At 68.1% G+C, this 23,966-nt stretch carries 26 protein-coding genes and 2 pseudogenes; 15 read left to right on the forward strand and 13 right to left on the reverse strand.

Going from position 1 to position 23,966, the window contains the following annotated elements:
* Positions 1 to 7: 7 nt before the first annotated feature.
* Positions 8 to 1,042 (reverse strand): aldo/keto reductase, encoded by a 1,035-nt coding sequence (locus NMK44_RS40120; RefSeq protein ID WP_254752831.1) that lies wholly within the window; start codon positions 1,040 to 1,042, stop codon positions 8 to 10.
* A gap of 188 nt (positions 1,043 to 1,230) precedes the next feature.
* Here NMK44_RS40120 and NMK44_RS40125 point away from each other — a divergent pair, with 188 nt between their 5' ends.
* From NMK44_RS40125 to NMK44_RS40150, 6 genes are all read left to right on the forward strand, one after another.
* On the forward strand, positions 1,231 to 1,683 hold the full coding sequence (locus NMK44_RS40125; protein WP_254752833.1) for a VOC family protein: 453 nt from the start codon (positions 1,231 to 1,233) through the stop codon (positions 1,681 to 1,683).
* A 14-nt stretch (positions 1,684 to 1,697) separates the two neighbouring features.
* A complete protein-coding gene (locus tag NMK44_RS40130) occupies positions 1,698 to 2,063 on the forward strand; it encodes a nuclear transport factor 2 family protein (protein ID WP_254752835.1) in 366 nt (121 codons plus the stop codon).
* A gap of 157 nt (positions 2,064 to 2,220) precedes the next feature.
* Complete coding sequence (locus NMK44_RS40135; protein WP_254752837.1) at positions 2,221 to 3,039, forward strand: fumarylacetoacetate hydrolase family protein; 819 nt, start codon at positions 2,221 to 2,223, stop codon at positions 3,037 to 3,039.
* Between the two features lie 75 nt (positions 3,040 to 3,114).
* The gene (locus NMK44_RS40140; protein ID WP_254752839.1) at positions 3,115 to 4,269 is read left to right on the forward strand and encodes an amidohydrolase family protein; all 1,155 of its coding nucleotides are present in this window, start codon (positions 3,115 to 3,117) and stop codon (positions 4,267 to 4,269) included.
* Positions 4,270 to 4,308: 39 nt separating this feature from the next.
* On the forward strand, positions 4,309 to 5,082 hold the full coding sequence (locus NMK44_RS40145) for an HpcH/HpaI aldolase family protein (RefSeq protein ID WP_254752841.1): 774 nt from the start codon (positions 4,309 to 4,311) through the stop codon (positions 5,080 to 5,082).
* Positions 5,079 to 5,435, forward strand: coding sequence for a cupin domain-containing protein (locus tag NMK44_RS40150; RefSeq protein ID WP_254752843.1), 357 nt, complete (start codon positions 5,079 to 5,081; stop codon positions 5,433 to 5,435). The genes NMK44_RS40145 and NMK44_RS40150 overlap by 4 nt, the downstream gene beginning before the upstream one ends.
* 163 nt (positions 5,436 to 5,598) lie before the next feature.
* On the opposite strand, the gene NMK44_RS40155 is transcribed toward NMK44_RS40150, so the two are convergent.
* The 3 genes from NMK44_RS40155 to fdxA all read right to left on the reverse strand — a co-directional run bounded on the left by NMK44_RS40155 (position 5,599) and on the right by fdxA (position 7,944).
* Positions 5,599 to 6,396 (reverse strand): IclR family transcriptional regulator, encoded by a 798-nt coding sequence (locus NMK44_RS40155; RefSeq protein ID WP_254752845.1) that lies wholly within the window; start codon positions 6,394 to 6,396, stop codon positions 5,599 to 5,601.
* Between the two features lie 205 nt (positions 6,397 to 6,601).
* Complete coding sequence (locus tag NMK44_RS40160; RefSeq protein WP_254752847.1) at positions 6,602 to 7,600, reverse strand: NAD(P)/FAD-dependent oxidoreductase; 999 nt, start codon at positions 7,598 to 7,600, stop codon at positions 6,602 to 6,604.
* On the reverse strand, positions 7,597 to 7,944 hold the full coding sequence (fdxA, locus tag NMK44_RS40165) for a ferredoxin (RefSeq protein WP_302889179.1): 348 nt from the start codon (positions 7,942 to 7,944) through the stop codon (positions 7,597 to 7,599). The genes NMK44_RS40160 and fdxA overlap by 4 nt, the downstream gene beginning before the upstream one ends.
* A 172-nt stretch (positions 7,945 to 8,116) precedes the next feature.
* On the opposite strand from fdxA, the gene NMK44_RS40170 reads away from it, so the two are divergent.
* From NMK44_RS40170 to NMK44_RS40185, 4 genes are read left to right on the forward strand one after another with little or no spacing between them, the layout of a single operon-like run.
* Entirely contained in the window at positions 8,117 to 9,469 is a 1,353-nt protein-coding gene (locus NMK44_RS40170; protein WP_254752849.1) for an aromatic ring-hydroxylating oxygenase subunit alpha, read from the forward strand.
* A complete protein-coding gene (locus NMK44_RS40175) occupies positions 9,466 to 9,990 on the forward strand; it encodes an aromatic-ring-hydroxylating dioxygenase subunit beta (protein WP_254752851.1) in 525 nt (174 codons plus the stop codon). The genes NMK44_RS40170 and NMK44_RS40175 overlap by 4 nt, the downstream gene beginning before the upstream one ends.
* A 21-nt stretch (positions 9,991 to 10,011) precedes the next feature.
* Positions 10,012 to 11,223 carry a Dabb family protein gene (locus NMK44_RS40180; protein ID WP_254752853.1) on the forward strand — a complete coding sequence of 404 codons (1,212 nt, stop codon included), beginning with the start codon at positions 10,012 to 10,014 and terminating at the stop codon, positions 11,221 to 11,223.
* Positions 11,224 to 11,231: 8 nt separating this feature from the next.
* Complete coding sequence (locus NMK44_RS40185) at positions 11,232 to 12,383, forward strand: zinc-binding metallopeptidase family protein (RefSeq protein WP_254752855.1); 1,152 nt, start codon at positions 11,232 to 11,234, stop codon at positions 12,381 to 12,383.
* 661 nt (positions 12,384 to 13,044) lie between these two features.
* Here NMK44_RS40185 and NMK44_RS40190 read toward each other — a convergent pair.
* Positions 13,045 to 14,118, reverse strand: a complete 1,074-nt coding sequence (locus tag NMK44_RS40190) for a TauD/TfdA family dioxygenase (RefSeq protein ID WP_254752857.1) — start codon at positions 14,116 to 14,118, stop codon at positions 13,045 to 13,047.
* A 449-nt stretch (positions 14,119 to 14,567) separates the two neighbouring features.
* On the opposite strand from NMK44_RS40190, the gene NMK44_RS40195 reads away from it, so the two are divergent.
* The 3 genes from NMK44_RS40195 to NMK44_RS42845 are packed head-to-tail and all read left to right on the forward strand — an operon-like array spanning position 14,568 to position 15,724.
* Positions 14,568 to 14,900, forward strand: coding sequence for a hypothetical protein (locus NMK44_RS40195; protein WP_254752859.1), 333 nt, complete (start codon positions 14,568 to 14,570; stop codon positions 14,898 to 14,900).
* The gene (locus NMK44_RS40200; RefSeq protein ID WP_254752861.1) at positions 14,897 to 15,568 is read left to right on the forward strand and encodes a helix-turn-helix domain-containing protein; all 672 of its coding nucleotides are present in this window, start codon (positions 14,897 to 14,899) and stop codon (positions 15,566 to 15,568) included. Before NMK44_RS40195 ends, NMK44_RS40200 begins: the two co-directional genes overlap by 4 nt.
* 6 nt (positions 15,569 to 15,574) lie before the next feature.
* A complete protein-coding gene (locus NMK44_RS42845) occupies positions 15,575 to 15,724 on the forward strand; it encodes a hypothetical protein (RefSeq protein ID WP_374215414.1) in 150 nt (49 codons plus the stop codon).
* A 426-nt stretch (positions 15,725 to 16,150) separates the two neighbouring features.
* Here the strand turns inward: NMK44_RS42845 and NMK44_RS40205 are convergent, their stop codons facing one another.
* Positions 16,151 to 16,996: a DNA/RNA non-specific endonuclease gene (locus NMK44_RS40205; protein WP_254752863.1), complete on the reverse strand. Its 846-nt coding sequence runs from the start codon at positions 16,994 to 16,996 to the stop codon at positions 16,151 to 16,153.
* Positions 16,997 to 17,266: 270 nt separating this feature from the next.
* Here NMK44_RS40205 and NMK44_RS40210 point away from each other — a divergent pair, with 270 nt between their 5' ends.
* Positions 17,267 to 17,536, forward strand: coding sequence for a hypothetical protein (locus NMK44_RS40210; protein ID WP_254752865.1), 270 nt, complete (start codon positions 17,267 to 17,269; stop codon positions 17,534 to 17,536).
* Positions 17,533 to 17,799, forward strand: a pseudogene (locus NMK44_RS40215) (transposase); the annotation flags it as partial. The gene NMK44_RS40210 and the pseudogene NMK44_RS40215, both read left to right, overlap by 4 nt.
* Positions 17,800 to 17,822: 23 nt before the next feature.
* Here NMK44_RS40215 and NMK44_RS40220 read toward each other — a convergent pair.
* The 7 genes and pseudogenes from NMK44_RS40220 to NMK44_RS42960 form a co-directional block, all read right to left on the reverse strand.
* Complete coding sequence (locus NMK44_RS40220; protein WP_254752867.1) at positions 17,823 to 19,073, reverse strand: MFS transporter; 1,251 nt, start codon at positions 19,071 to 19,073, stop codon at positions 17,823 to 17,825.
* Positions 19,074 to 19,279: 206 nt separating this feature from the next.
* A complete protein-coding gene (locus NMK44_RS40225) occupies positions 19,280 to 19,705 on the reverse strand; it encodes a nucleoside hydrolase (RefSeq protein ID WP_254752869.1) in 426 nt (141 codons plus the stop codon).
* Positions 19,617 to 20,108: a nucleoside hydrolase gene (locus NMK44_RS42850; RefSeq protein WP_374215413.1), complete on the reverse strand. Its 492-nt coding sequence runs from the start codon at positions 20,106 to 20,108 to the stop codon at positions 19,617 to 19,619. The genes NMK44_RS40225 and NMK44_RS42850 overlap by 89 nt, the downstream gene beginning before the upstream one ends.
* A gap of 10 nt (positions 20,109 to 20,118) precedes the next feature.
* Positions 20,119 to 21,340 (reverse strand): annotated as a pseudogene (locus tag NMK44_RS40230) (DUF4158 domain-containing protein); the annotation flags it as partial.
* 291 nt (positions 21,341 to 21,631) lie between these two features.
* Positions 21,632 to 22,414 (reverse strand): hypothetical protein, encoded by a 783-nt coding sequence (locus NMK44_RS40235; RefSeq protein WP_254752873.1) that lies wholly within the window; start codon positions 22,412 to 22,414, stop codon positions 21,632 to 21,634.
* Between the two features lie 359 nt (positions 22,415 to 22,773).
* Positions 22,774 to 23,238: a hypothetical protein gene (locus tag NMK44_RS40240; protein ID WP_254752875.1), complete on the reverse strand. Its 465-nt coding sequence runs from the start codon at positions 23,236 to 23,238 to the stop codon at positions 22,774 to 22,776.
* A gap of 201 nt (positions 23,239 to 23,439) precedes the next feature.
* Positions 23,440 to 23,931, reverse strand: a complete 492-nt coding sequence (locus tag NMK44_RS42960; protein ID WP_428849373.1) for a NucA/NucB deoxyribonuclease domain-containing protein — start codon at positions 23,929 to 23,931, stop codon at positions 23,440 to 23,442.
* Positions 23,932 to 23,966 lie beyond the last annotated feature (35 nt).

A 23,966-nucleotide genomic window follows, 5' to 3' on the forward strand; every position in this document is an offset into this window, starting at 1 on the left:
CCCGCCCTCAGCGTCGGCGCAGCGCAGCGGTCTTCAGCGTCGGCGGTGTGTAGCCGATGTCGCTCGGGTTGAGCACGCTGCCCGGTTCGACGAGTGCGTCGATCCGGTCCAGCGCCTCGTTCGACAGGGGCCGTTCCACTGCAGTGAGCTGTGAGAGGAGCTGGTCGTGGGTGCGCGGGCCCATGACGGCCGAGGTGACGCCGGGATGGGCGAGCACGAACCGCAGTGCCAGCTCGACGAGCGTGCAGCCCTCGTCGGCGGCGACGCGCAGGAGTTCGTCCACGACCGCGAGCTTGCGCTTGCGCACCTGCTCGTCGCCGAAGTCGAAGTGATCAGCGTTGGTCCGGGCCCGTGAGTCTCCCGCCGGTTCGGCTCCGGTCCGGTACTTGCCCGTCAGCCAGCCACCGTTGAGGGGGCTCCAGACCATGACGCCCATGCGGTGCCGCTGCGCGGTGGGCAGGGAGGCGGCCTCCGCGTGCCGGGCCAGGACGGAGTACGAAAGCTGCTCCACGGTGAACCGTTGGAGGCCACGGCGCTGCGCCGCCCACTGCCCTTCGACGATCTCCTCGGCCGGGAAGCTCGAGGTTCCGATCGCCCGTACCTTGCCCGCCCGCACCAGGTCGCTGAGCGCACCGAGGGTCTCCTCGATGTCGGTCCGGGGATCGGGACGGTGGACGAGGTACACATCGAGGTGGTCCGTCCCCAGCCGTCGGAGGCTGTTCTCCACGGCACGCATGATCCAGAGCCGGGAGTTGCCACGCCGGTTGCGGTCCAGCGGGCCTCCGGGCATTTGGTTATGGAACTTCGACACGAGGACGACATCGTCGCGTCGTCCCTTCAGCGCGCGGCCGAGGATCTCCTCCGACTCGCCGAAGGCGTACACGTCGGCGGTGTCCACGAGGTTGACCCCCGTGTCCAGTGCCGTGGCCACCATACGGTGGCACTCCGCCTCGTCGGTGTTGCCCCACGCGCCGAACATCATCGTCCCGAGGCACAGTCGGCTCACCTCGATGCCCGTACCACCCAGAATCCCGTACTGCACGTCTGCCCTCGTTTTCCCTGGTGATGCCCGTCCCTGTCATGCCGCAGGCTCCCATGGCGGCAGGTCCGGAGCCGATGTCGCGCGGGGCCAGCATCTGCCGCGCAGGTGTTGTGTCCGCAGCACATCGACTCGCGGCCGGGCGCACACCTAGGCTTCACGAAATGCTCGCTACTCACCTTGGAGGCACCGTGGCCACCGGCCTCATCTCGGCCCGCTGGACTCACGTCGCGTTGCCGACCGGCGATCTCGACAAGGCGATCGCGTTCTACACCACGCTGACCCCTCTGGTGGTGGTGGAGCGGTTCAAGGACGCCGACGGCGAGAGTGTCTGGCTCTCCAACGACAGACAGGCCGAGACACCGTTCGTGCTCGTCCTGGTGTCCTTCAACAAGGACAAGGGCAACCAGCTGGGGCTGCTGCACCCGTTCGCGCACATCGGCATCGAGGTGCCGGCGCGCGAGGATGTCGACGCGCTCGCGGACCGGGCCCGCGAGCTGGGCTGCCTGCACTGGGAGCCCCGGCAGATGCCCGATCCCATCGGCTACATCTGCGCTCTGAAGGATCCCGACGGCAACGTCGTCGAGATTTCCCACGACCAGCGGGTGTTCGACACGGTCCGCAAGAAGTGGGGTTCGTCCTGAGGGACACCCGCGCCGTGGTCGAGGGGTACCTCGCGGCGCTGAACGCGCACGATGCCGACGCCGTGGCCGCCTGTGTGGCCGAGGACTTCGTCAACGAACACACCTCGTCGATGGGGCACAGCCGCAGGGGCCGCGCCGAGTACCGCGCCGCGCTGACCGGGTTTCTCGAGAACTTCGGGGACTTGCGTTACGTGCCCGAGTGCTTCCTCGTCGACGGCGAGACGGCCGCGGTGCCATACGTCATGACGTTCTTGATGCGTTCGGCAGAAGACCGCCCGGTACGTGTGCGAGGGGTCTTCGTGTTCACCGTTGCCGACGGCCTCATCACACGCCGAACGGACTACTGGGACAGCGGCGAGGTGCAGCGCCAGCTCACCTGACGCCCCGGTCGGCTGCCCGGAGCCAGCGCTTTGGACACCCCGTCCGCACTGTGGTGCGGACGGGGTGTCGGCGTTTCGGCTTCCGGGTGCGTATCGCTGAGCATGATGCCGTCTCGCATTGCTTGACACCTCCCGTCTCGCATTGAAAGATGCCGTCATGCAAGTTGTGACAACATCGGCCGGACTGGGCCGGATCGAGGGTGGGGCCATCGCCCTCCTGGACACGCCTTTCCCTCACATAGGCGCCCTCCTGGAGCAGGAGGGCTCGCTGCTGGGCTTGTCGTCCCGCACGGTGCGCGAGCGGGTCCCGCTCGGCGAGGCCACGGTCGTGGCGCCACTGGGCCGTCCCCGTGCGGTGTGGGGCGTCGGGCTCAACTACGTCTCGAAGGCGGCCCGGACCGGCCGGGCGCGGCCCAAGCAGCCGATCCTCTACCTTGCGGCGTCATCCGGCGTATCGGGGCCCGGTGCGCAGGTGGTGGTCCCGCGGGCCGTGACCGAACTCGACTACGAGGGGGAGATCGCGGTCGTCGTCGGGCGCCGGATGTACCAGGCGTCCGAGTCGGAGGTATGGCCCGCGATTGCCGGTATCACCGCGGCCAACGACATGACGGCGCGTGATGTCATGCGCACCACAGGCGTGCCCGCCCTCGCCAAGAGCTACCCGGGCTTCACGCCGCTCGGCCCGTCGCTGCGCACTCCCGACGACATCGGCGACCCCGGCGCGATCCGCCTACGCACCCGGGTCAACGGCGAACTCCGGCAGGACGACACAAGCGCCTGGATGATCTTTCCACTCCCCGATCTGCTCAGCAGACTGTCGTGGTTCACCGTGCTCGAACCCGGCGATGTCGTCCTCACCGGAAGCCCGGCCGGCACCGGCCAGGACCGCGCCTGCTTCCTCGCCGACGGCGACGAGGTGCGCGTCGAGGTCGACGGTGTGCTGCCCCTCATCACCCGCGTCGTGCGATCCGCGTGACGCGTCACCGCACGGCCACCCCGTTGCACAGATCGGACAGCTGACCGCCCCTCAGCCCCCTGGGAGCCCATACCGATGTCCATCTCGTCAGAGTCGTCCTACGACCTCGTCCTCACCGGCGGTACCGTCCTCGACCCGGCGTCGGGCATCAACGCCCGGCTTGACGTCGCGGTCACCGGCAACCGCATCGCCGCGATGGAGAAGGGGCTGGCGGCGAACGCCGCCCGCACGATCGACGTCACCGGTTCCACCGTGCTGCCGGGGCTCGTCGAGGGCCACACCCACATCTTCCCGTACGTCTCCGCCGTCGGCGCCCCGGCCGAAGAAGCCCACCTGCGCCGCGGCGTCGTCGCGGCGGCGGATGCCGGCACCGCCGGCGCATCGACGTTCGCGGCCTTCCGTAAACTGGTGGTCGAGGCGAACCCGCTGCGCATCGTCAACTTCCTCAATGTCTCGGTGCTCGGCCTGATCGACTTCAGATTCGGTGAGCTGCTGAACCCCGGCACGCTGGTCCCCGAGGACGCGCTCGCGACCGCCCAGGCCCACCCCGACATCGTGCGCGGCTTCAAGATCCGTCTCTCCGAGGACGTCGTCGGCGAGAACTGGGAGTCGTTGCTGAAGAAGTCCGTGGCGCTCGCCGAACAGGCCGGTCTCCCGCTGATGCTGCACATCGGCGAAACCGCCGAGCCGCTGCCCGTCGTCCTCGACTACCTGCGTCCCGGCGACATCGTGGCGCACTGCTACACCGGCAAGCCGCACGGGATTCTCGACGGTGACCATGTGCAGCCCGCCGTCACCGCGGCCCGTGCGCGCGGCGTGCTGTTCGACTCGGCCCACGGCAGGAGCAACCTCAGCTTCGAGGTGGCGCGCCGGGCCATCGCCGACGGCTTCCTGCCCGATGTCCTCAGCTCCGACACCAGTGCACGCAACTGGCGCGGCCCGGTATTCGACCTGCTCACCAGCATCTCCAAGCTGGTCGCGCTCGGTGCGCCCCTCGAGGAGTGCGTCAGGCGGGCCACTGCCGCGCCGGCCGAGCTGCTGGGGCTCGACGCGGAGGGCTACGGGCGCCTGGAGGTCGGCGGGCGGGCCGACGTCACGGTCGTCAGCGAGACGGACGAGGTCACCCTGCCCGACGCCGCGGGCAACACGATCGTCGCGCCGCGCCTGGAGCCGACCGTGGTACTGCACGGCGGAGCCGAGGTCGACATCGTGCCGTGGCGGGGTCTGTAGTCGGTCCGGCACATCCGCAGCTCGAGATGAGGATCCGAGATGACCGCAGGTGACCTCCGTCTTCTGCGGCGCCGATTGCGCGTGGCCCTGACCGCGGGTCGCCCCGCCGTCGGTACCTTCGTCAAGCTGGCGTCGCCCGACGTGGTGGAACTGGCCGTGGCGGCCGGGTTTGCGTTCGTGGTCGTCGACCTCGAACACTCCACCCTCACCGAGCAGGACGCCGTCGGCCTGGTGCGCCACGCGGACGCGTGCGGCCTGCCGTCCCTGGTCCGCGTGCCCGAGGTGGACGCCGCCGCCATCAACCGGCTTCTGGAGGCCGGGGCGGCGGGAATCCAGCTGTCCATGCTCACCCGTGTCGCCCAGGCCGAGGCACTTGTGGCGGCCACCCGGTTCGCACCGGCCGGCCGCCGGTCGGTGAGCCTGGCCAACAGGGCCGCCCGGTTCGGCGCGCTCCCGCTGGCCGGGTTCCTGCGCTCCGAGCAGGACGACCCGCCGGTGCTGGTCGGCCAGATCGAGACGGCGCGGACGGATCCGCTGCGGGATCTGGTCGCCGCTCTCGACGTGTGCTTCGTCGGCAGTACCGACCTCGCGGTCGACCTGGGCCTGCCGACGGACCGGACGGAGCTGCGCGTCGTGGTGGACCGGGTGAGCGACGCCGCCCGCTCCGCGACGGTGGCGTTCGGCGGTTGGACACCGACCCGGGGCGCCGCGGCGGACCTGGGCCTCGGCGACGCCGACTACCTGGTCGTCGGCTCGGACCTGCAGATGTTGGCGGCCGGTCTGAGAGCGGCCGCCGGAGAGGAACACCAGTGAGCACACGCAACGCGGCACTGTTCAACACCGTCGTCAACTGGGACGAGCTGCCGGTGACCCAGGTGCGGCCAGGGGTCCGTCGTCGCGTCTATGCGACGGACGAGGTGATGATCGCCCACCACGAGCTCGAGGCCGGCATGACGCTCAACCCGCACCGGCACGAGGACTTCGACCAGCTGGTCCATATCGCCGAAGGGCGTGCCAACTACTACGTGGACGGTGTCGCACACGACATGCGTACCGGATCCTTCCTGCTGGTTCCGCGTGGCAGCGAGCACTACGTCGAGCCGACGGAAACCCCCTGTGTGAACATCGACTTCTTCGTTCCGCCGCGGGCCGACCTGCTGCCCTGACGGGCGTACGGGCATACGAGTCCGCCCCCACGGGGACACCGTGGGAGCGGATCGATGTGCAAGGGCGCCGGCATGAGCCATCCAGCCATCCCCGACACGCACGTCACGACAGATGGCCCACCGCTTTCGCGGTGAGCCGCCATCCACTGCTGCTGCGACCGGGTCAGCCGCCGTTGGTCGCGTCGTCGGAGGTGCCCAGCCGCTGCGACAACGCGCGGGCGGTCTCCAGCAGCGCCTGGGCCATCGGCGACTTGATGTCGTCGGAAACCGTCGCCGTGGTGCCGACGATCGCCAGGGTTCCGCTGATCTTGTCGCCCTCGAAGATCGGCGCTGCGACAGTGCGGACCCCGTTGACCGTGGGGGAGTTGACCGACAGACCGTGCTGCCGGATGGCCTGGAGCTCCTCGGCGAACTCGGCCGACTTGCGGACCTCGCGCGGAAGAGTCGGTACCTGCTCCGGGGCCAGGAACGCGAGGAAGACGCGTCCCTGTGCCGAGGACGTGAGGTGCAGTCGCGAGCCGACCCGGACGCTGATGCGCACCATGTGGTCGGTGTTGTCGACCGAGCGCACCACGGTCGCCGACTCGCCGTCCCAGACCGACAGCACGATCGTCTCGTCGATGTGCCGGACCAGATCCTCCATGTAGGGCTCGGCGGCCGCGACGATCGGCAGGCCGGCCCGCGCGGCCGCGGCGAGAGTGAGTACCTGGGGGCCGAGGGAGTACAGGGAGGTGCGCTCGTCGTACCGCAGCAGGTTCGCCGCCCGCAGTGCCTTCGTGTAGCGGTGCGCGGTGGCCTTGCTGGCCCCGAGACGTGTCGTGATCTCGTTGAGGCTCATATGCGGCTTGCCGACGGTGAACGAACCGAGGATCAGTGCCGCGCGCTGCACCGTCTGGATGGTCGGCGCGGTCCTGTCCGGGCCGGCTGGTTCGTCGGTGCTCCGCTGAGCCTTCGGGGGCATGGATTTCCGCTCCTGTCCGTGGTCACTCAGACTGGGTGGGACGACAAGTGAAACGCCGTATTGAATAGGGACAAGAGTACGGTGACGTGTGACCCGTGTGGGTCTCTTCAGAGCGCTCGTCCACGGCGAACCGGTGTGCTGGACGGGCTCGAGGCAGGGTTCGTGTCGGCGGGGGGTGCCGCGGCTAGACGGTCCGGGGCCGGCTTCACGCATCCGAGGAGTGCCCCGGTGTGATCGAGCGTGCTGGGTCCAGCAGGGCGGCGATGTGGTTCACGGCGAGGGCGGCTTCGCCGAAGCCGATCGAGATGAGGCTGACCTTGCCGTCGTAGTCGGCGATGTCGCCGGCCGCGAAAATGCGCTCCCGACTGGTGCGCATCGTGGGGTCGACGCGGATGCGTCGGCGGCGCAGTTCCAGTCCCCACTGCTCGATCGGGCCGAGATCGGCGATGAAGCCGAGTGCGGCCACGATGGATCGGGCGGGCAGGGTGATCCGGTTGCCGTCGGGGCTCGCCACCACGACCTCCGACACCGGCCCGTCGCCGGAGATCTTCTCGACCTCGTAGGGCGTCAGGACCCGCACGGAGGATGAGTGGACCTGCTCGACGGTGCGTTCATGGGCCCGGAAACGCGTACGCCGGTGTACCAGTGTCACCGACGAGGCGATCGGCTCCAGTGACAGCGCCCAGTCCAGCGCGGAGTCGCCGCCGCCGACGATCACGATGTCCTGGCTGGTGAGCTCGTCCAACCGCGGCACGAAGTACCGCAGTCCCCGGCCCAGATACTCGGATCCCACCGGGAGCTCGCGGGGGATGAAGTTGCCGATCCCACCGCAGACGAGCACCGCGCCCGCGGTGATCCGCGCGCCGAGGTCGGTGGTGGCGACGATGCCCTCCTCCGTGTCGTTGAGCTGAGTGACCCCGTGGCCGAGCAGGTAGCTGGGGTTCCACCGTCCGGCCTGCTCGGCCAGTTGGTCCACCAGGTCCTGGCCGCGGACCGCGGGGAAGCCGGCCACGTCGAAGATGAGTTTCTCGGGGTACAGCGCGGCGATCTGGCCGCCGACCTCGGGCAGAGCGTCGGCGACCGCGACGCTCATGCCGCGGAAGCCGGCGTAGTACGCGCCGTACAGCCCCGTCGGGCCGGATCCGATGATGAGCAGGTCGACGGAGATCTCGGGGTCGGCACCCGTGGTCGAGAGGCCGGTCACGCGCCCACCTCCGGGTGGTCGTGGCCGGTCTTGCCGACCTTGCGTGCTCCGCCCGGCGATCCGAGCGGCTCGGTTCCGAGGGTGAAGAACTCGGAGTTGATGCGCTCGAACTGCTGGCTCTCCTGCGGCAGGTCCTCGTGGTGGAAGATCGAGATCTGCGGGCAGACGGGTTCGCAGCGCCCGCACTCGACACATTCGTCGGGCTGGATGTAGAGCATCCGCTCGCCCTCGTAGATGCAGTCGGCCGGGCACTCCTCCATGCAGGACTTGTCCATGACATCGACACAGGCCTGAGTGATGACGTACGGCACGAGCTTGTTGCCCTTCACACGGTCGCACAACATGCGAGACGGTGTATTTCAATATGGAACAGGATGATGGCGATGCCGGACCAGGGTGTCAACCACGAGGCGAATGCTTGACACCCTTGAGCGCACTGGGGGACGCTGAGGCGACATACGAGATGGCGTCTCACGAGACGCCACTCGGGTCGGGACTTGTGAGAGGCAAACTCCCATGGGAAGCAACCCCCGGACCGTCCCAGCGCCGATGATCGTCGAGGACTGGGACCAGCTCACCTTCCGGGTCAACCGCGAGGCGTACCGCAGCGCGGAGATCTTCACCCGGGAACGCAGCTGGGTGTGGATGCACACCTGGCTCTACCTCGGGCACGAGACCGAGATCCCCAATCCCAATGACTTCAAGGTCCGCACTCTCGGCGGCCGGCCGCTGATCTTCTGCCGGGACACCGCCGGCGAGATACACGCGTTCCTGAACTCCTGTCCGCACCGTGGCACCGTGCTGTGCCGGGAGAGTGAGGGCTCGACCAGGATCTTCCAGTGCTTCTACCATGCCTGGACCTTTCGCAACAACGGTGAGGTCGCCGCGATCCCCGACGCGGGCGCGTACGAGTCGAGCGATGAGTTCCGGGCGTCGATGGCGCTGCGTGGCGTACCGCGTCTGGAAATCCACGAGGGGTTCGTTTTCATCGCCTTCGACCCCGACGTTCCGCCACTGCTCGAGTACCTCGGCGATGCGGCCGACTACATGACGATGATCGAGCAGCAGCACGCCGGCGGGATGACCACACTGCCCGGCACACAGCTCTACAGCGTGCGGGGCAACTGGAAACTCGCCGTCGAGAACGCCATGGACGGCTACCACTTCGCACCGACGCACAACACGTTCGTGGGCTACCTGCGCGAGAGCGGCTACGCCGTCACCGATGACGACCAGTATGCGTACAACCTCGGCAACGGCCACGGGCTGCTGGTCCTGACCGGGCACGGGGGACGGATCAGCATGGTCTGGGAACCACGCTTCGGCGAGGACGAGCGCGTGCGTACCGAAGCCCACCGAGCCGAGATGACGCGGCGGCTGGGAGAGAAACGTGCGCACCACGTGGCCGACGAGAGCCACATCCTGTTCGTGTTCCCGAACCTGCTGCTGTTCGACATCGAGGGCTTGTCGATCCGGCAGCTGGAGCCGGTGGCGCCCGACCAGACGGACGTACGCGCATGGCAGCTGGTCCCGCGTGACGAGGACCCGGACACCCGATCCCTGCGCATGAGAACCGTCGTCAGTTTCGTCGGCCCCGGCGGGCTTGCCACACCGGACGACATCGAGGCGTACGAGGCGGTCCAGCGCGGCATCCAGGCCACGGCGGGCACCACTCCGCCCGAGCTGGACTACAGCGACATGTCGCGCGGCATGGCCGACGAGGCCAAGGGTGTGCAGGGCAGGTCGATCGACGAAGGTGCGATGCGGGGCTTCTGGCGGCACTGGATCGAGGTCGCGGGGCTCGATGACGGCCTCGAGGTCAACGGCGAGCGTCCGGCATCCTTCCTGTCGGGGAGGGACGTGCGATGACCCCGATCGTCAACAGCGGCTCCCTGCGGTGCGCGGGGCGCACCATCACCCGGCCGGAAGTGGAGGACTTCCTCTACGCCGAGGCGGACATCCTCGATCACTGGGACTACGACGGCTGGCTGGCCCTCTTCGAGACCGGCGCCCGCTACGAGATCCCGACCACCGACCACCGCCCCGGATGGTCTCCGCATGAGACCGGATCGTTCGTCGACGACGACTGGGACCTGCTCCGCGCCCGGGTCAAGCGCTTGAAGTCCCGCAAGGCACACGCTGAGAACCCGCACTCGCGCACGCACCGGCTGGTGTCGAACGTACGGCTGTCCGAGCACACGGAGGACTCCTTCCGCGTGGCGGCGTCGTTCGTGGTGCACCGCGCCCGCGACGGGCACTTCGACGTCTATGTCGGGTGGTACGACCATCTGCTGGTGCCGACCGAGGACGGACTCCGTTTCCGGCTGCGGCGCTCGGTCCTCGGCCACGAGTCACTCGCGGCGGGCGCCCGCCTCAGCTTCATCCTCTAGCCGGCGGCGGAAGGTGACCCGATGATTCGACACACCCTGTCCTTCCGGTTCGCCGACGGAGCCGACCAGGCCACCCGGGAGTCCGTGCTGGCCGAGCTGCGTGCCTTCCCGGACCGGTACCCGGCCATGCGCGGCTTCGTCCTCGGCGAGAACATCAGCACCCGCGACCGGACCTTCACCCACACCATGGCCGTCGACTTCGACGACCAGAACGACCTGCTCGCCTATCTCGGCAGCGAGTCCCACGAGAGCTTCGTGCGCACGCGCTGGCGGCCGGTCGTCGCCCAGCAGGCCATCACCTCGTTCGAATTCACCGAGTGTGCGTCGCTCGCTGCAGGAAGGACATCGCCGGTGAACAACCGCCCGCACGGCCCGTATGGCATGGAGTACGCCCGGATCGAGGTTCCGGACATGCAGGCCACGATCGACTTCCTCGAGTACCACGTCGGGCTGCAGCTGGAACAGCGTACGGACGAGTATGCCTACCTGCGCGCCGACATCGAGCACCACGCGATCGAGCTGATCCACGCGCCGGAACGAGCGGACGGGTGGACGACCGCTGTCGGCTACAGCGTGGAGAGCGAGGAGGTCCTCGAACAGCTGCACAAGAGTGTTCTCGACACCGGCCTCGAGGTCCTGGAGCTGCAGGAGCGGCAGCGGGCGCTGTGCGACAAGGGTTTCGCCGTGAAGGACCCGAACGGCCTCATCGTGGAGCTGTTCACCGGGTTCCAGGAGTACGCCGAGCCACCGCACATCGAGATCCGGCCGCTCGACCTGGTCCACCCCTTCATCGCCACCGCGAAGTACCAGGAGACGATGGACTTCTACCAGCACGTCCTGAAGTTCCTGCCCTCGGACTACGTCGTCGGCTCGACCACCTTCTTCCGCGGCGAGGACCGCTACCACCACAGCCTTGCGGTTCAGAACAACAAGGAACACTTCACCGCGCACTTGTGCTTCGCGATGAAGAGCTTCGACCACGTCATGCGGATGCGCGCCCGCGCACTGTACAAGGGTGCGCCGATCGCCTCCGACATCGTCAACCACTCGGCCTCGACGTCGATCGCGTTCTACCTGCACGACCCGCGCTTCGGTCCGCGGTACGAACTGTGCGACCGGCACCGGGTGTTCACGTCGGAGGAGCATGAGACGCACCGGCCGCGCAAGATGCCGGCCGACCCGCGCAACATCGACGTGTGGCGTCCGGCCTCTGACGACTGGGGACGTTTTTGAGACAACGGATGCTGGACATCCTGCGGCTGCTCGACGCGACCCCTGCCCCGCGCGGAAATGAGCGGACGGCCGCCCACCGGCTGCGCGGCTGGTGCACGGACCGGTGGCCGCACATCGAGTGGCAGGTACTGGAGCACGGCCCCGCGGGCGGCAGCCTGGTCGCCGACCACGGGGCCGGGCCGCTCCTGTACTCCCACCTCGACACTTCGCTGAACGACGGCGACGCGCCGAACCGGCTCCTCACCGGCGACACCGGGCCGGTAGGTCCGCTCACCGTGGACGGAGACCTGGTGGCCGGCTTCGGTCTCGGGGTCGCCCGCGGACCGGCCGCGGCCGCGCTGGTCGCCTTCGTCGAGGCGGGTGCTGGGCGGCTGCTGCTCGCCGGTTCCGGTACGCACCGCCGCTCCAGCCAGATCACCGGCCTGGAGGCCTATGCCGACAGGTACCCGCTGCCGCGCTCGGCGATCGTCGCCAAGTGCGGTCCGCCTACGCTGCTGTGGCACGAGCCGGGCGCGTTCTACTTGACCGTCCTGGTGACCGGCCGTCCCGGGGCCGCGATGGTGCCGGAGTCCGCCACACCGCCCGGGGGAGTCGTCGCCGGGGCCGGCGTCGTCCTGGAGGAATTGGCCCGCTGGCGCACGGACTACCTGGCGGCGGACCCGCGGGTGGGACAGACCGGCCGGGCATGCGGTATCGGCGCGATCAGCGGGGGCCGACCGGACAAGCCGGACCTGCTGCCGGGCCGGCTGCGGATCGATCTGTACGCCGTCGCCGGTGACCTCGTGGAGCCGGCCGTGGCTGCGGCGGAGCTGGCAGACCGGTTGCGGGCGCGGTGTGCGGAGTCGGTGCTACGGGACTGCGCGGTCGAGGTGGAGGCCGAGCCGATCGCCTCAGCCGCGGCCACGCCGGCCGATGCCGCGGTGGTGACGGCCTCCCGGGCGGCCTGGCGCGACGAGTTCGGCGCGCAGCCGCCACCGATCACCGGCTGGACGGGATCCACCGACGGCGTCGTACTGCGCGCCCGCGGCGTCGACACCGTCCGCCTCGGTCCGCAGGCGAAGCCCGCCGCCGACGACCCGCGTCGCGATGAACTGTCGCTGGCGCAGCTGACGGCCTACGCGCGGATCTACCGCAGGCTGTTGACCGAGCCGACGGCATAGCCGGGGCGATTGCCGACGCCCGGGCCTGGCGGGGGAGCTGGCGCACACGACGGGACGTTTCCCCACCTGGCCTGGCGTCGCTCCGGACCGAAGACCGCGAACTTGAGTTCACCAGCGAACAATGTCCGTGAAGTGTGTGAGCGCACTGAAGAGAAGCGGGCGGGTGGATGGACACGATGGTGGCTTCCCGGCCCAGGCGGTGGCGGACGCGCATGACTGACGGAGCGGCGGGGCCGGCCTGGGCGGTAGTGGGGGTGCGCGCCGCCCGCGGGCCACACCGGCGTGTGAAGACCATCGCCGCCTGACGGTGGGCCGGAGGCCCGGGGCGACGTGCCTCCGCTGCCCCGACCCGCGCGACGGACTTCTTCGCCACGACAGAGGAATGCCGCAGCCAGGTGCCGCGATGGCTGCGGTGGTCGGGAGCACTCCCCGGCGGTGCCATGACGCAGGAGGCCGGTCCGGTTCCATCACGTTGGCGCTCGTGGCCGTGATGGTGTTCCACGATTCCGCCGACGCTTCATTGCGTTCCCGGCCGGTTGGGCGTCCGCCCTTCCGGCACCGTGCTCGGAAATCGGCCGTGGGCTGGGCGGCGTCCGGGGGACTCAGCCGCGGACGCCGTCGGCAGTGGCCAACTGTCACCGGGAGGGTGAAGGGTACGGCGTCACACTCCCCAGTCATCGTTGACGGTGACGGCGCTGGCGATGTGGAACCGGCCGCCGGGTACCAGGGGTGTGGTGGGCTCACCCATTTCGACGACGTGCTTGCCGAATTTCGGGGCCAGTGGGCGCCCGACGTCGCGCTTGAGCCACAGACGCAGGAGGTGGCGGCGGCGCTCGGGTTCCGGGTGGTCGATGTAGCTGGTGCGCGAGTGCAGGGCGGCGTAGTTGAGAAGCCACTGCACATCCCCCGGCTGGAAATCCATGTCGATCGGCAGGCCGGGCTCCTGCGAGATCTTGTCGAAGAGGGCGATGGCTTCGGCCTGGTCGGGCGTCAGTGGGGGAACATCGGGGTAATCCTGGGCGCTGAAGATCATCGAGCTTCCGGCGTAGGTGCTGAAGATGCCGTCGACGTAGCTGATGATCGGTGAGGTGTACGTCAGCTCCGGGGAGTCGGGGTCCTGACGCCGCCAGTCCCAGTGGTAGGTGTCGAACAGCCGCGGAGCGAGGTCCGGCCGACGGCGCCGCATCTCGTTGTAGATCGTGGTGCCGCTGACCAGGCTGGAGGCTCCGCCTTCTTTGGCACCGCGCAGGCACATGAGGGCGACGACGTCGGAGCTGTCCGAGTGGAAGGGCAGCCGGTCCCGCACACGGGAGGGCAGCGCGCCTTCGTCGGACAGTGTCATGTTCGACGTGGCGATGACGTGGTCGAGCAGGTCGCCCCTCTGGTTCTGCCCGATCGGCTGGCCGAGGTGCAGGCCCATGATGAAGAAGATGGCCGCGGCCATGGTGTCGCCGTACCCCTCGGTGGCGAGGCCACGCACCAGGATGAATCCCCGGCCGGCGTCCATCTGGCGGGCGCACTCCTTGTTCAGGGCACGGCAGGCGTCGAACGGGTAGTCGGCGGCGGTGACGGTGCGCAGATTCGGGTCGTCGGCGACGAAGCGCCGGCCCAGCTCCTCCAGTTCGGCGAGCTCAGCCTCGCTGAGGATGTAGATCCACTCGTCTGATGTCGACAGCTCGTCGCCGCGCCAGGCGGACGGGCCGGAGATCTGCTCAAGAGGGGTATGGGTGGTCACGGTGATGCACTCCTCGCGAAGGTGAGGGGAAAGGCTCGTCGGCGATGATCCGGCGGACGGCGGAGGTCTCGGTGCGGCAGCGATGCGTGGCACAGCGACGCATGCACTCAGAAGGGGGTCTGAGGTTCGCCGACAGCCGTGCCGGGGCGCAGCCCTTCCCGGGGCGGGGAATACCTGAGCGGTTCGTCGTAGGTCCGGCGGCCGGTGCACGACACGAGCAAGGCGCCTATCCGGGCGACTGGCCTCATGCGGATCCCGTCCTTTCAAGAAGTGCCTTCACGATAGGAGGGGTCATATCGTTCGTCAATGAGCGAGACGGCATCTTGCAATGCAGTACGCACGGTTGAATCCTGCGTCGATGCCGGACCGGTTCCAGAGGAGACACATCGGGCCCGGATGGCGCCCGCCGTAGGATTGCGCTGGCCGCCCGCATCCGGCATTCGGTCGCCGTGGACGACGAGCGTGGCGGTCTCATCGTGTGCAGCCGTCATTACGGCGACGAGGACCCGCTCCGTGTCGACGTGGTGCTGTCCCGGCGGCTGCCGGCCACCACCGCCGCGTACCTCAACGGCTTCGGCATCGCGACCTCTGCCACCCCACGGTCGATACCCGCGAACCCGTCTCTCGGGTTCAAGGAACGGCGCTGCTATCCGATTCGTGATCACGGACGGCTCCTGGGTTACCTGTGGCTCATCGGCGCGCGCACAGAGCGCTTCGACGAGGTGGTGGGCGAGTGCGTGGTCCAGCTGACGGCGCGGCTGCGGGAGCGTCGCTGCGGGTGAGCGAGGAGGAGCAGCGGCTCCGGGCCTTGACGACCGACCTCCTGAGCGGGGGCGAAGGCTCCGCTCACGCCGCAGCGGAGCTGGTCGGCGAGGGGCTCGTCGGCGCGCAGGACGAGGTCGCGGTCATCGTGGCCGACGCGAACACCGACCCCGAGGTGGTCGCCGCCGTGATCACGGACGCCACCGGCCGGAGTGGTCGCGACGAGCCGCCGGCCCGGGCGCTCACAACCACGGTGGGGGGCCGCGGTGCGGTCCTCGTCGCCAGCCGGCAGGAGGTGGAGCGGGCTGCGGCATGGTGGGCCGAGGAAGTGCGGTGGGGAGTGCGGCAGCGGGATGCGGAAGGCCGCGGTGTCTTCGTCGGTGTGAGCAACGCCGGCCGGCTCGACGGGGCCGCTGACCTCTTCCGTCAGGCGGTGTTGGCGGCGTTCGCCGCCGCGGAGCTGCCGGAGCTGGCACCGGTCGTCTCCTGGCGGGACAGCGGCGTCTACGGCCCGCTCATGCTCGCAGTGATGGCCTCTCCGGAGCTGGTGGTACCGCCTGGGATCGCCGATCTCAGCACCGGCTCACGCACCGACTCCCTGGCCCGCACCGCCGAGATGTTCCTGGACACCGCCGGAGACACCGCGGCCGCGTCCGCGCGGCTGTCGATCCACCGGACGACGCTCTAATACCGGCTGGCCCAGGTCGAGAACAGGACCGGATGGGACCTGAAGAACGGCCATGACCGGCTGACCCTGCACCTGGGACTGAAGATGCAGCGCCTCCTCAACAGCGGCATCCCGGCGTTGCTGCGGAAAGAGGAAGGGCGGCGGGAAGGCTCCTGACGCCCGATGACCCTGGCATGGGGTGGGAAGGCTTGATCTCGCCAGGGCAGAAGAAAGGCCTTGCAAACCGCAACGGTCGACCCACAGCGCATCGCCGTGCGCACCCCCCCACAAGAGCGAACTCGCGGAGTCTGCGCTGTCGGGTCGGAGGAGGGCTCCGGTAACAGGGCATGGTGATGGCCCGCCGCCTTCCGGGTGGCGGGCCATCGAGTGGGAACTGGAGTGATCAGCCACCCTCAGGCGGTTCCTCAGCGTTTGACGTCGATGGCGGCTCGCCTCCGCTCGAGCGGGCGTGGTCCGGTGCGCTGGCAGCCCATGGTGGAGATGCTGACTGCTTCGAGGCTCGTCTCGTCGGAAACATTCGGACAGTTCATTGGCCGCTTCGATGCCGGATGTGACAGCGCATAGCCGACACGGCAGGTGCAGCTACGACGTGTGCATGGTGATGTCGTCGTAGGACTCCAATTGTGTCCAGCGCTGTGCGGCGCGTACCGCGGTTGGGAGTCGGTCAGCCGCTGGCAGTGGCCCGAGGTCGAGTCCGGTGAGGCGGGCGACGTCGGGGACGGGTACCTGGAACGTGCGGAACGCGCCGAGGGGAGGAGGGTCTCCTGCTCGTGCGGCTTTGGCCAGAGCTTGGGCGGCGGCGTCTTTGGTGAGGTCGGGACTCTGGTCGAGTACGTAGGCGGTTGACGCAAGATCCCCGTCCTGCATGAACGCGGCGACCTTCCAGAAACGGAGCGGTACCTGGATGCCCCTGTAGGGTGGGTCGGAAGCTTCGAGGACCGGCCCGGTGAAGACCGTCAGCTTGCAATCGAAGTTTTCGGCATGGTCAAGCAGGAAGTTCTCCAGACCCTGCCAGAGCTTCTTGCCCTGGTTGAAGATGTCCATCTGCGGAGCTGCGTTCGTGTAGTGGAACGTGTCGCTGTTCGCGGTGGATGCTTCCGTGCCCCATACGGGGTCAAGCCTGCGGACCAGGTGCCCTTTGTCCAGAGGGTTGTCTTTGTAAACAGGGTGGCCGGCTTGGTGGTCTTCGGGGAGGCGGGGGTCGAAGCGCCAGTTGTCGTTACGTGGAACATCGATGAGGCTCGCGCCGTCGATGGTGACGGCGGTTGCCGCGGCCAGGCGTCGGTCCGGGCGGAAAACGACGCTGAAGTTGGTGTAGGGGAGGATCACCGTGTCGGTGGCCGGGTCGGCAGGCAGGGGCAGTGGCACGATCGGCCCGAGGAATCGCTCGTTGTAGCCCTTGCGCTCCGCCAGGGAGTCGCGGCTCACGCTCTCAGTGTTCGGTTGGGGGTCAGGGGGAGTGGCCATGCTGCTTCTAGTACCGCACCAGCCCGACGCACACGCTGACGTGGCGTGCAGCCTCACCCAGAAGGGCGAGGGGCAGGTACAACCTCGAGAGGCCTGTACCTGTACGCGGCAATAGCCGGACTTCCCGAGCACCAGATGGACGTCGTCGTGTTCCGCTTCGTGCTGGGCTTGGGTTACGACCTCAACTAGGTTGCCGAGGACGGGGTGGCTGCCTCGGACAGGGAGCTGTGCTTGAAGTACTGGGCTTTCACCCAGCCCGGGATGTGGACGCACAAGGTGGCCGATCTGGGAAGCACGACGAAGGTCTTGCAGACGACGTGGCGGATCTGGCACCCCGATACCTACCCCCGCACCGAGGAGACAGCCAAGATTCTCTGCGACCAGTGCCACGAAGCCGCGGCCCGTGCCCGGCAGAAGGCGGAGCAGGACGAAGCGGGGAAGTGGCGCCGCGAGAAGGAGGAGGCGAAGACGAAGGAGCAGGCCGCCACGCAGGCCCGCTGACCGCAGCCCACCAGCAGCTCGACGGCCCGATTGTGCTCGTCTGGGACAACCTCAATGTCCACAATGCCGCCGACCTGCGGGAGTGGGCGGCAGTCCGGGACTGGCTGACCATCTACTACCTGCCGCCCTACGCACCCGACCTCGATCCGGTCGAGAGGATCTGGTCCCTCCTGTGACGTGGAGGGCTCTCCAACGTCGCTTTCACCGCCTCCGAACACCTCGTCCAACGCATCCGACGCGGCCTACGGCACATCCAGTACCGCTGGACCAAACGCCTAGGAAAGGCTCAATGGGTGTTCTGCGGATGTTCTGAGAGCTCCTGGACCATCCAGTGCTTCGCGGACGCAGTGTCGATGATCCAGATGTTGCGCTGTCGGTCGGCCAGAAATGCCGAGAGTGCGAGGACGAGTGCTCCCGCTGCGACGATGGTAGCGACTAGGAGTGCGCCGTCGACGCCGTGAGTGTCTGCGAGGCTGCCGGCGAAGGCTTGTCCGGCAGCTGTGCCGAGGGGGCCGCCAGCGCACAGGATGGTCATGGCGACCGCAGCCCGTTCGGCGGGGGCAAGGCGTTCGGTCAGCGCGTACAGGCAGATCATGTAGGGCGCCACGGTGAAGCTCGCGACCGCGACCGCGGCAGGGACCGACACCAGTTGGGCGCCAATGAAGAGGACCAGCATGCCCGCGCAGAGGATTGCTGCGAACGAGACGTAGCGGGCGCGCAGGGAAAACCTCTGCGGGAGCCAGGCGCAGGCGGCGCCTGCCAGGGCGCTTCCGATGCCGAACTCGGCGTAGATGAGACCAGAAGCACCGGGCTTGTCAATCGTGTTGGCGTAGACAGTGACGGCCGTCTGGACCGCGCCGAAGATCGCCCCCATGGCCACCATGGCCAGGAACATGACGGCGAGGGGGCGGCGGGGCAGGTACGGCATCTCCTGCTGACCCGACGGTTGCTGGTGAGTGGTGCGGTGGGCGTAGATCAGGGCAAAAGGGAGGGTGCTTGCTGCGAGCAGAGCCATCGTCGCGACCGCAGGCGCGAGGGGGCTGAGGGAAGCGAGCAGCCCGACGAACGCAGGGCCGGCGACGAAGCTCAGCTCGTCGGCGGACGCCTCGTAGGACAGAGCCGGGGACAGCAGGTGGTGTTCGTTGCGAGACTGCACCAGGCGTGACCAGTGCACCCGCACGAGGGGCCCGACCTGGGGCTGGGTCAGACCCACCAGGGCCGAGGCCGCAAACATGCTCGCCCGGTCACCGTAGCTGGCGGTCAGCAGGGCAGCCCAGGCTGTGAAGTTGGCGATTGCAGCGACGACGCCGACGGTCCGGTGGTCGTACCGATCGGTCAGGGCCCCGACCAGGGGGCCACCGATGGCGATGGCGATGCTCTGGGCCGCGCTGGCGAGGCCAGCGAAGGCGTAGCTGTCGGTCGAGGCCTGGAGCAGGATGAGCGTGGAAAGCGCTGAGGTTGCGTACGGCAGGCGGGCCAGGAATCCCAAGGGGAAGAAGCCGACGCCTGCAACACGTAAGAGGGAGCGGTAGGACACGATGTCTCCGTCGGACACGTCAAGGGGACGCGCCACCCAGCCACCAACGCGTCGACGAGCCCGATTCTGATCGTCAACCTAGCGATAGCAACTGAGGGCTGTACAGAGCCCTTGAGCGAAGCGGCTGGAACGATGCGCTCCGGGTGCGGCGCCCCGTCAGGCCGCCGTCCCTGGAGGACTGGATCGGTATGTGGGATGGGCTGGGATCACGAGTGGCCACTCAGCTTGTCGAGCAGGAGGTCGCGCAGAGCGTCGACGTCCGCGTCGAGTGCCACGTCAATCTTGCGTCTGGCTTGTACATCGTCGTATCCGGAGCGGGTGTCGATGAGGGTTGCGCCGCGTGCTGGCGACGAGTCGCACACCACATCGACTGCCTGACACTTCAGTGTGCCGGGCCAGATCGCCTCGGCAACGGCCACCGCATCATGCAGGACAAGGTCGCCCACTCCGCGTTCCCGCTGATAGTGGGCACGGTACTGGGCGCGGACAGACACCAAGGAAGCCCCGGTGGAGCCGGAGGTGACGACGGCCTTGAGCCAGTCGTCACTCACCCAGACCCGGTGGGTCAGGTCGACAGGAACGAGCGTCGTCGGCACGTCGGATTTGACGAGGACGCGTCGAGCTGCCTCCACACATTGAATTCCGCAGTCGCGGTGACGTTGCCGCTGTTGTCGCCCCACCCATCACCACCAGTCGGCCGATGCGAGAGCGGAGCTCCGGGTATACGGCCAAGAGCAGCGCGATATTGGTCATAGGGCCGATCGCTGCGATCGTCACGGGTGCCTGTGCAGTTTTCAGGACACCGGCAAGCACTTCAACGGCAGGGCGGGCTTGTTCTCTCTCCCGTGGAGCAGGCAGCGAGTCTGTCGCTCCGCCGAGGCCGTCCTTGCCATGGGCGTATTCGGCGCGGTGAGGGTGCGGGTATACGAGCGGGCACTCGGCACCCTTGGCCACCCGTACGTCGTCACGGTCGCACATCGCAAGTACTCTCGACGCGTTGAAGGTGGTCTGCTCTACGGACGCGTTCCCGAACACAGTGGTGATCCACCAGCAGCTTCAGAAACGGCCGCATGACGGCGAACCGGGTGACCAACTGGGTCCGCCATGCCGCGTCCGCGTCGAGCGGAGGGGTCAGCTCGAACAGCGCGGCGATCGCCGCCGCTAGCTCGTGCCGCGGCACCACCTGCTCGATACGCGCCCACATCGCCTCCAGCGTCTCCACCTCGGGCGGGGTGATCTCTCCGGTGTCGGTGTCGACCTGCTCGGACGTGGTGTCGAACACGATCTGAAACGCGGTGGCCAGCTTTGCCGAGGCCCGGCTCCACCCGCGGCAGGGTCTTCAGCTTCTCCTTCATCGTCTCCCGCTCGGCCCTGGCCAGCAGCTTCGTCGCGACGAGCATTTCGAGCAGGTCCAGGGCGTCGTCGACCGCGCGGGACGTCAGGTAGACGGCGGTGGCCAGCAGCGTGGCCAGGCGCCGGGAGTCGCCGTGCCGCCTGAGCAGCGACGCCTTGCCGTCGATCCCGTACCGCGACAGCTCCGCGAGGCGCCGCGGCGGTATCGCGGACACGTCCACCTCACCCATCCCGAAGGCCGTGATCTCCTGCGCCCTCTGAAGCGCCCACTTCATCTGCGGCCTGGAGATCCGCACCGGGCCCTGCCGCAGCCGGTCCAGCTCCGACACCCGTGCCCCCGGCTCCACCGTCAGCAGCAGGCCGTACAGGGTGTCCCACAGCCGGTTGTTCGCTGCCTCCCTCACCGTGCCCACCAGCCGGGCCAGACGGCTCGCCCCGGGCAGCAGCACCCGGCGCTCGCGCAGCCACCCGCCCGCCGCGTCGAACAGCGACTTCGGCCCGTCGCCCGTCGTCCAGGCCCGCGCGTCCAGCCACTCGCTCAGCTCGTCCCGCACCTCAGCGAAGTCCCGCCAGCCCCCGGCCTCCTGGATCTCCCCCGCGTGCGTACGCGCCGTCCCGTCCCGCCCGCCGTACTCCTTCAAACACGACGCGTCGGCGATCCCCAGCTGCTCGGCCAGGTACTCGGCGACCTCCGCCAGCACCTGCCGCGGGTCCGGCATGAACCGGCCCAAGTACCGCACACTCGTCAGCTGGACCGCGAACCCGAGCCGGTTGTGCGCACGCCGCTTGGCCTGCACCTTCTCCAGATCCGAGTCATCCAGGAAGAAGTACCGCTCCAGCTCCGCACGAGACGGCGCTCCGTTGAACGCCGCGTACTGGGCTGCCTGCTGATCCGACAAGAACTCGACCGCCACCAGGGCCTCCGAAGATCGACAACTTCGACTCGCGAAGGCTCCGCAGTACGATCAGCCCAGGTCAAAGCGCCGAACAGGACCGCGAGGGATTAGCGCACGATCTGACATGGATGTTCCTCAACCCCCGGGCAGGCGCGGAGAGGGCTGGCCGTCTGTCTGTCCCTCGGGCCTTCAACCGAACCGCGTGAAGCTCCGTTGGTCTGGCGTCCGATCTTCCGCGGTCCGGGCGGCGCACGGCGGAGCGCCGGCGGCCGCCCGGTGCTGTGTCACCCGGTCCCGGCCGCGGGCAGGTCACCCGCCCCAGCTGGCGGGCCGGAAGTGGAAGACCTGGGCCCTGCCCTCGTGCCCCTGGCTGGTGCTCTCCGACACCGGGTCGATTTTCATCGGCTGGCCGCCCTTGCCGTCGGGAATGGTCAGCCAGCCGTTCGGTTCCCCGTTCACGGAGAAGTTGCGGAAGAGGTTGCCCGAGTATTCGTCGTGATGGACGTAGTCGCCGATCACCCAGAGGTCCGCGGTGGCCGAGTCGTGCTCCACGGCGTGCACGACCCGCAGGCCGTCGCTCCTGACGTAGCTGCTCACGGACTTGCCGGCGTGCGCGCCGTCCTGGACGAACATGTGGAACATGGTCTTGTCCGAGTGCCTCGCCTTCGTTGGGGCGAGCCGGAAGAGGTTGTGGACGTCGCTGCTGGAGTCGTAGTCGCCCTTGGTGTTGATGTTGTTGCTGTAGAGCTCGGGGGAGTCGCCGGAGTACATCTTGACCTTGGTGCCGCGGTCGTCGCTGTTGTAGTAGTAGACGGTCTGGAGCTGGAAGGGATCCCCGGTGGCTGGGTCCATCGAGGACTGCTCCCCCCAGATGAACCCGCAGCCGTTGATCAGCGCGGTGAGGAACCAGATGAAGTAGCCAGCACCCGCCGCGGGGTCGTCGAAGGCACCTCCGAAGTAGCTGTCCATCTTCGCCTGGATGTCGTCACAGCTCACCCCCTGGATGTCCTGGCGGGCCGCCGAATACGGGCTGGCGTCGACGATCTCCTGCAGGGTGGCCAGGCGCTCAGCCGGGATCTCCTGGTGTGACACGGGCAGACCACCAATCCGGAACGGGCCCGCACACCAGCGGGCCTTGGTTCACCGAATCTACGCAGACCACATTGAACGCAGAAAGGAGGCAATCCAGCCGAAGCGTCGGGAAACGGCACTCGATGACCCGCTCGGGATGCCACCGCCCCGGGCGGGTGAGCCGAAGACGCCGGACCAGCGGGCCGGGTACGGGCGTGATACTGGCGGGCTCCACCGCCAGTTCCTCAACGCTCGACGGCGGCCAGGGCGTCCCCACTGTCCGGGCACCAACCTCTCCGAACAACACACCTAGGCCACGGGAGCGCCTGGACGCTGGTCGTCGCAGGTGAGTCCTCGACAGCCCGGATCAGGAGGGATCGTCACCTTCGTTTCAGGTGGCGCAGCAGGTTTTCCCGTTCGGCGGTCATCGGCTTCTGTGCCAGTTGTTGTTCCGGCCGTGTGAGAGCTTCCCACGATGGGTCGTCGGCGTGTGCGAGCCGAGCTTCCTCGATCATGTCACTGGTGCGGAGTACCACGGGGGCCGTCGGTGCTTGCGGCCAGGCGGTGATGAGGTAGTGCTCGGTGGGCGCTTCGTTGGTTCCGTCGGCGTATGTCGCTCGTCCCCTGGCGTGGACTCTGATGCGATACCAACCGGGCCCTTGAGGGTTGAGCGCGGGGAGGTCGGTTGGCACGGCATCGTGGGCAGAGATGATGCGGAGGTCTCCTTCGATCGACCGCACGCTGATCTCGACAACCTCTTCCCACGTGGTTGTTTGCGCGGGTGGTGCTGTAGCGACGACCTCGGCCCCAACCTCTACACGCCCGGTGTGGATGCCAGTGCTCACCCAGGCTCCGTATTCCATGGGCGCGGCCAAACCGACAGCCCAGCAGGCTGTGTCCGCGGGTTCTTCAGCGTCGTCTGCAATGCCGAACATGCCATCGCTGACGAATATGACACACGATGTGACCATAGCCTGACAATATCAGGCGAAGCGTCAGGATGTGGGTGCTGCGAATGAACCTGTAGCACCCACATCCTTGAGCGGTCAGTTCTCTATGAGGACCCGGAAGGGGTCTCCCTCCAGCATCCGCTCGCTCCTGTAGAAGGCGTTGTTCTTCCCGCCCTGGTAGTCCTGGTCAGCCTTATGGATCATGCACGCGCTCGCACCCTTGAGGCCGGTACGCGAGGGCACGTTCGGGATGGAGCATCCAGGGAAGGTCCGTCGCTTTCCGCCGGACGCCAGACCTTCCTGGGAGGTGGCTACGGGGTATTCATCGCACGTTTTACCGGGGGGCCGGGTCTCGCCATCGGGGCAGGCCAGGTCCCGGTTCCGCTTGCGCCTTGCCTCATCGGTCGTCCGGTGAAGCGGGTGCTTGAAACTCGCGCCGGGCAGCCCCGAGTTCTGGGCACGAGTGACGTGGGATGCCAGCTGAGGCGCCCTGCTTTTGCTGTAGATGAGCGGGGAGGCGTACCAGGGTATGACGCAACCAATGTCATTACGGCCCAGAGTGGCCCTGTCACAGCGGAACTCGTTCATCTTGATGCTACTCTTCGCTGGCGGATATGAAGGAT

This window comes from Streptomyces cucumeris (assembly GCF_024295805.1).
Taxonomy (GTDB): Bacteria; Actinomycetota; Actinomycetes; order Streptomycetales; family Streptomycetaceae; genus Streptomyces; species Streptomyces cucumeris.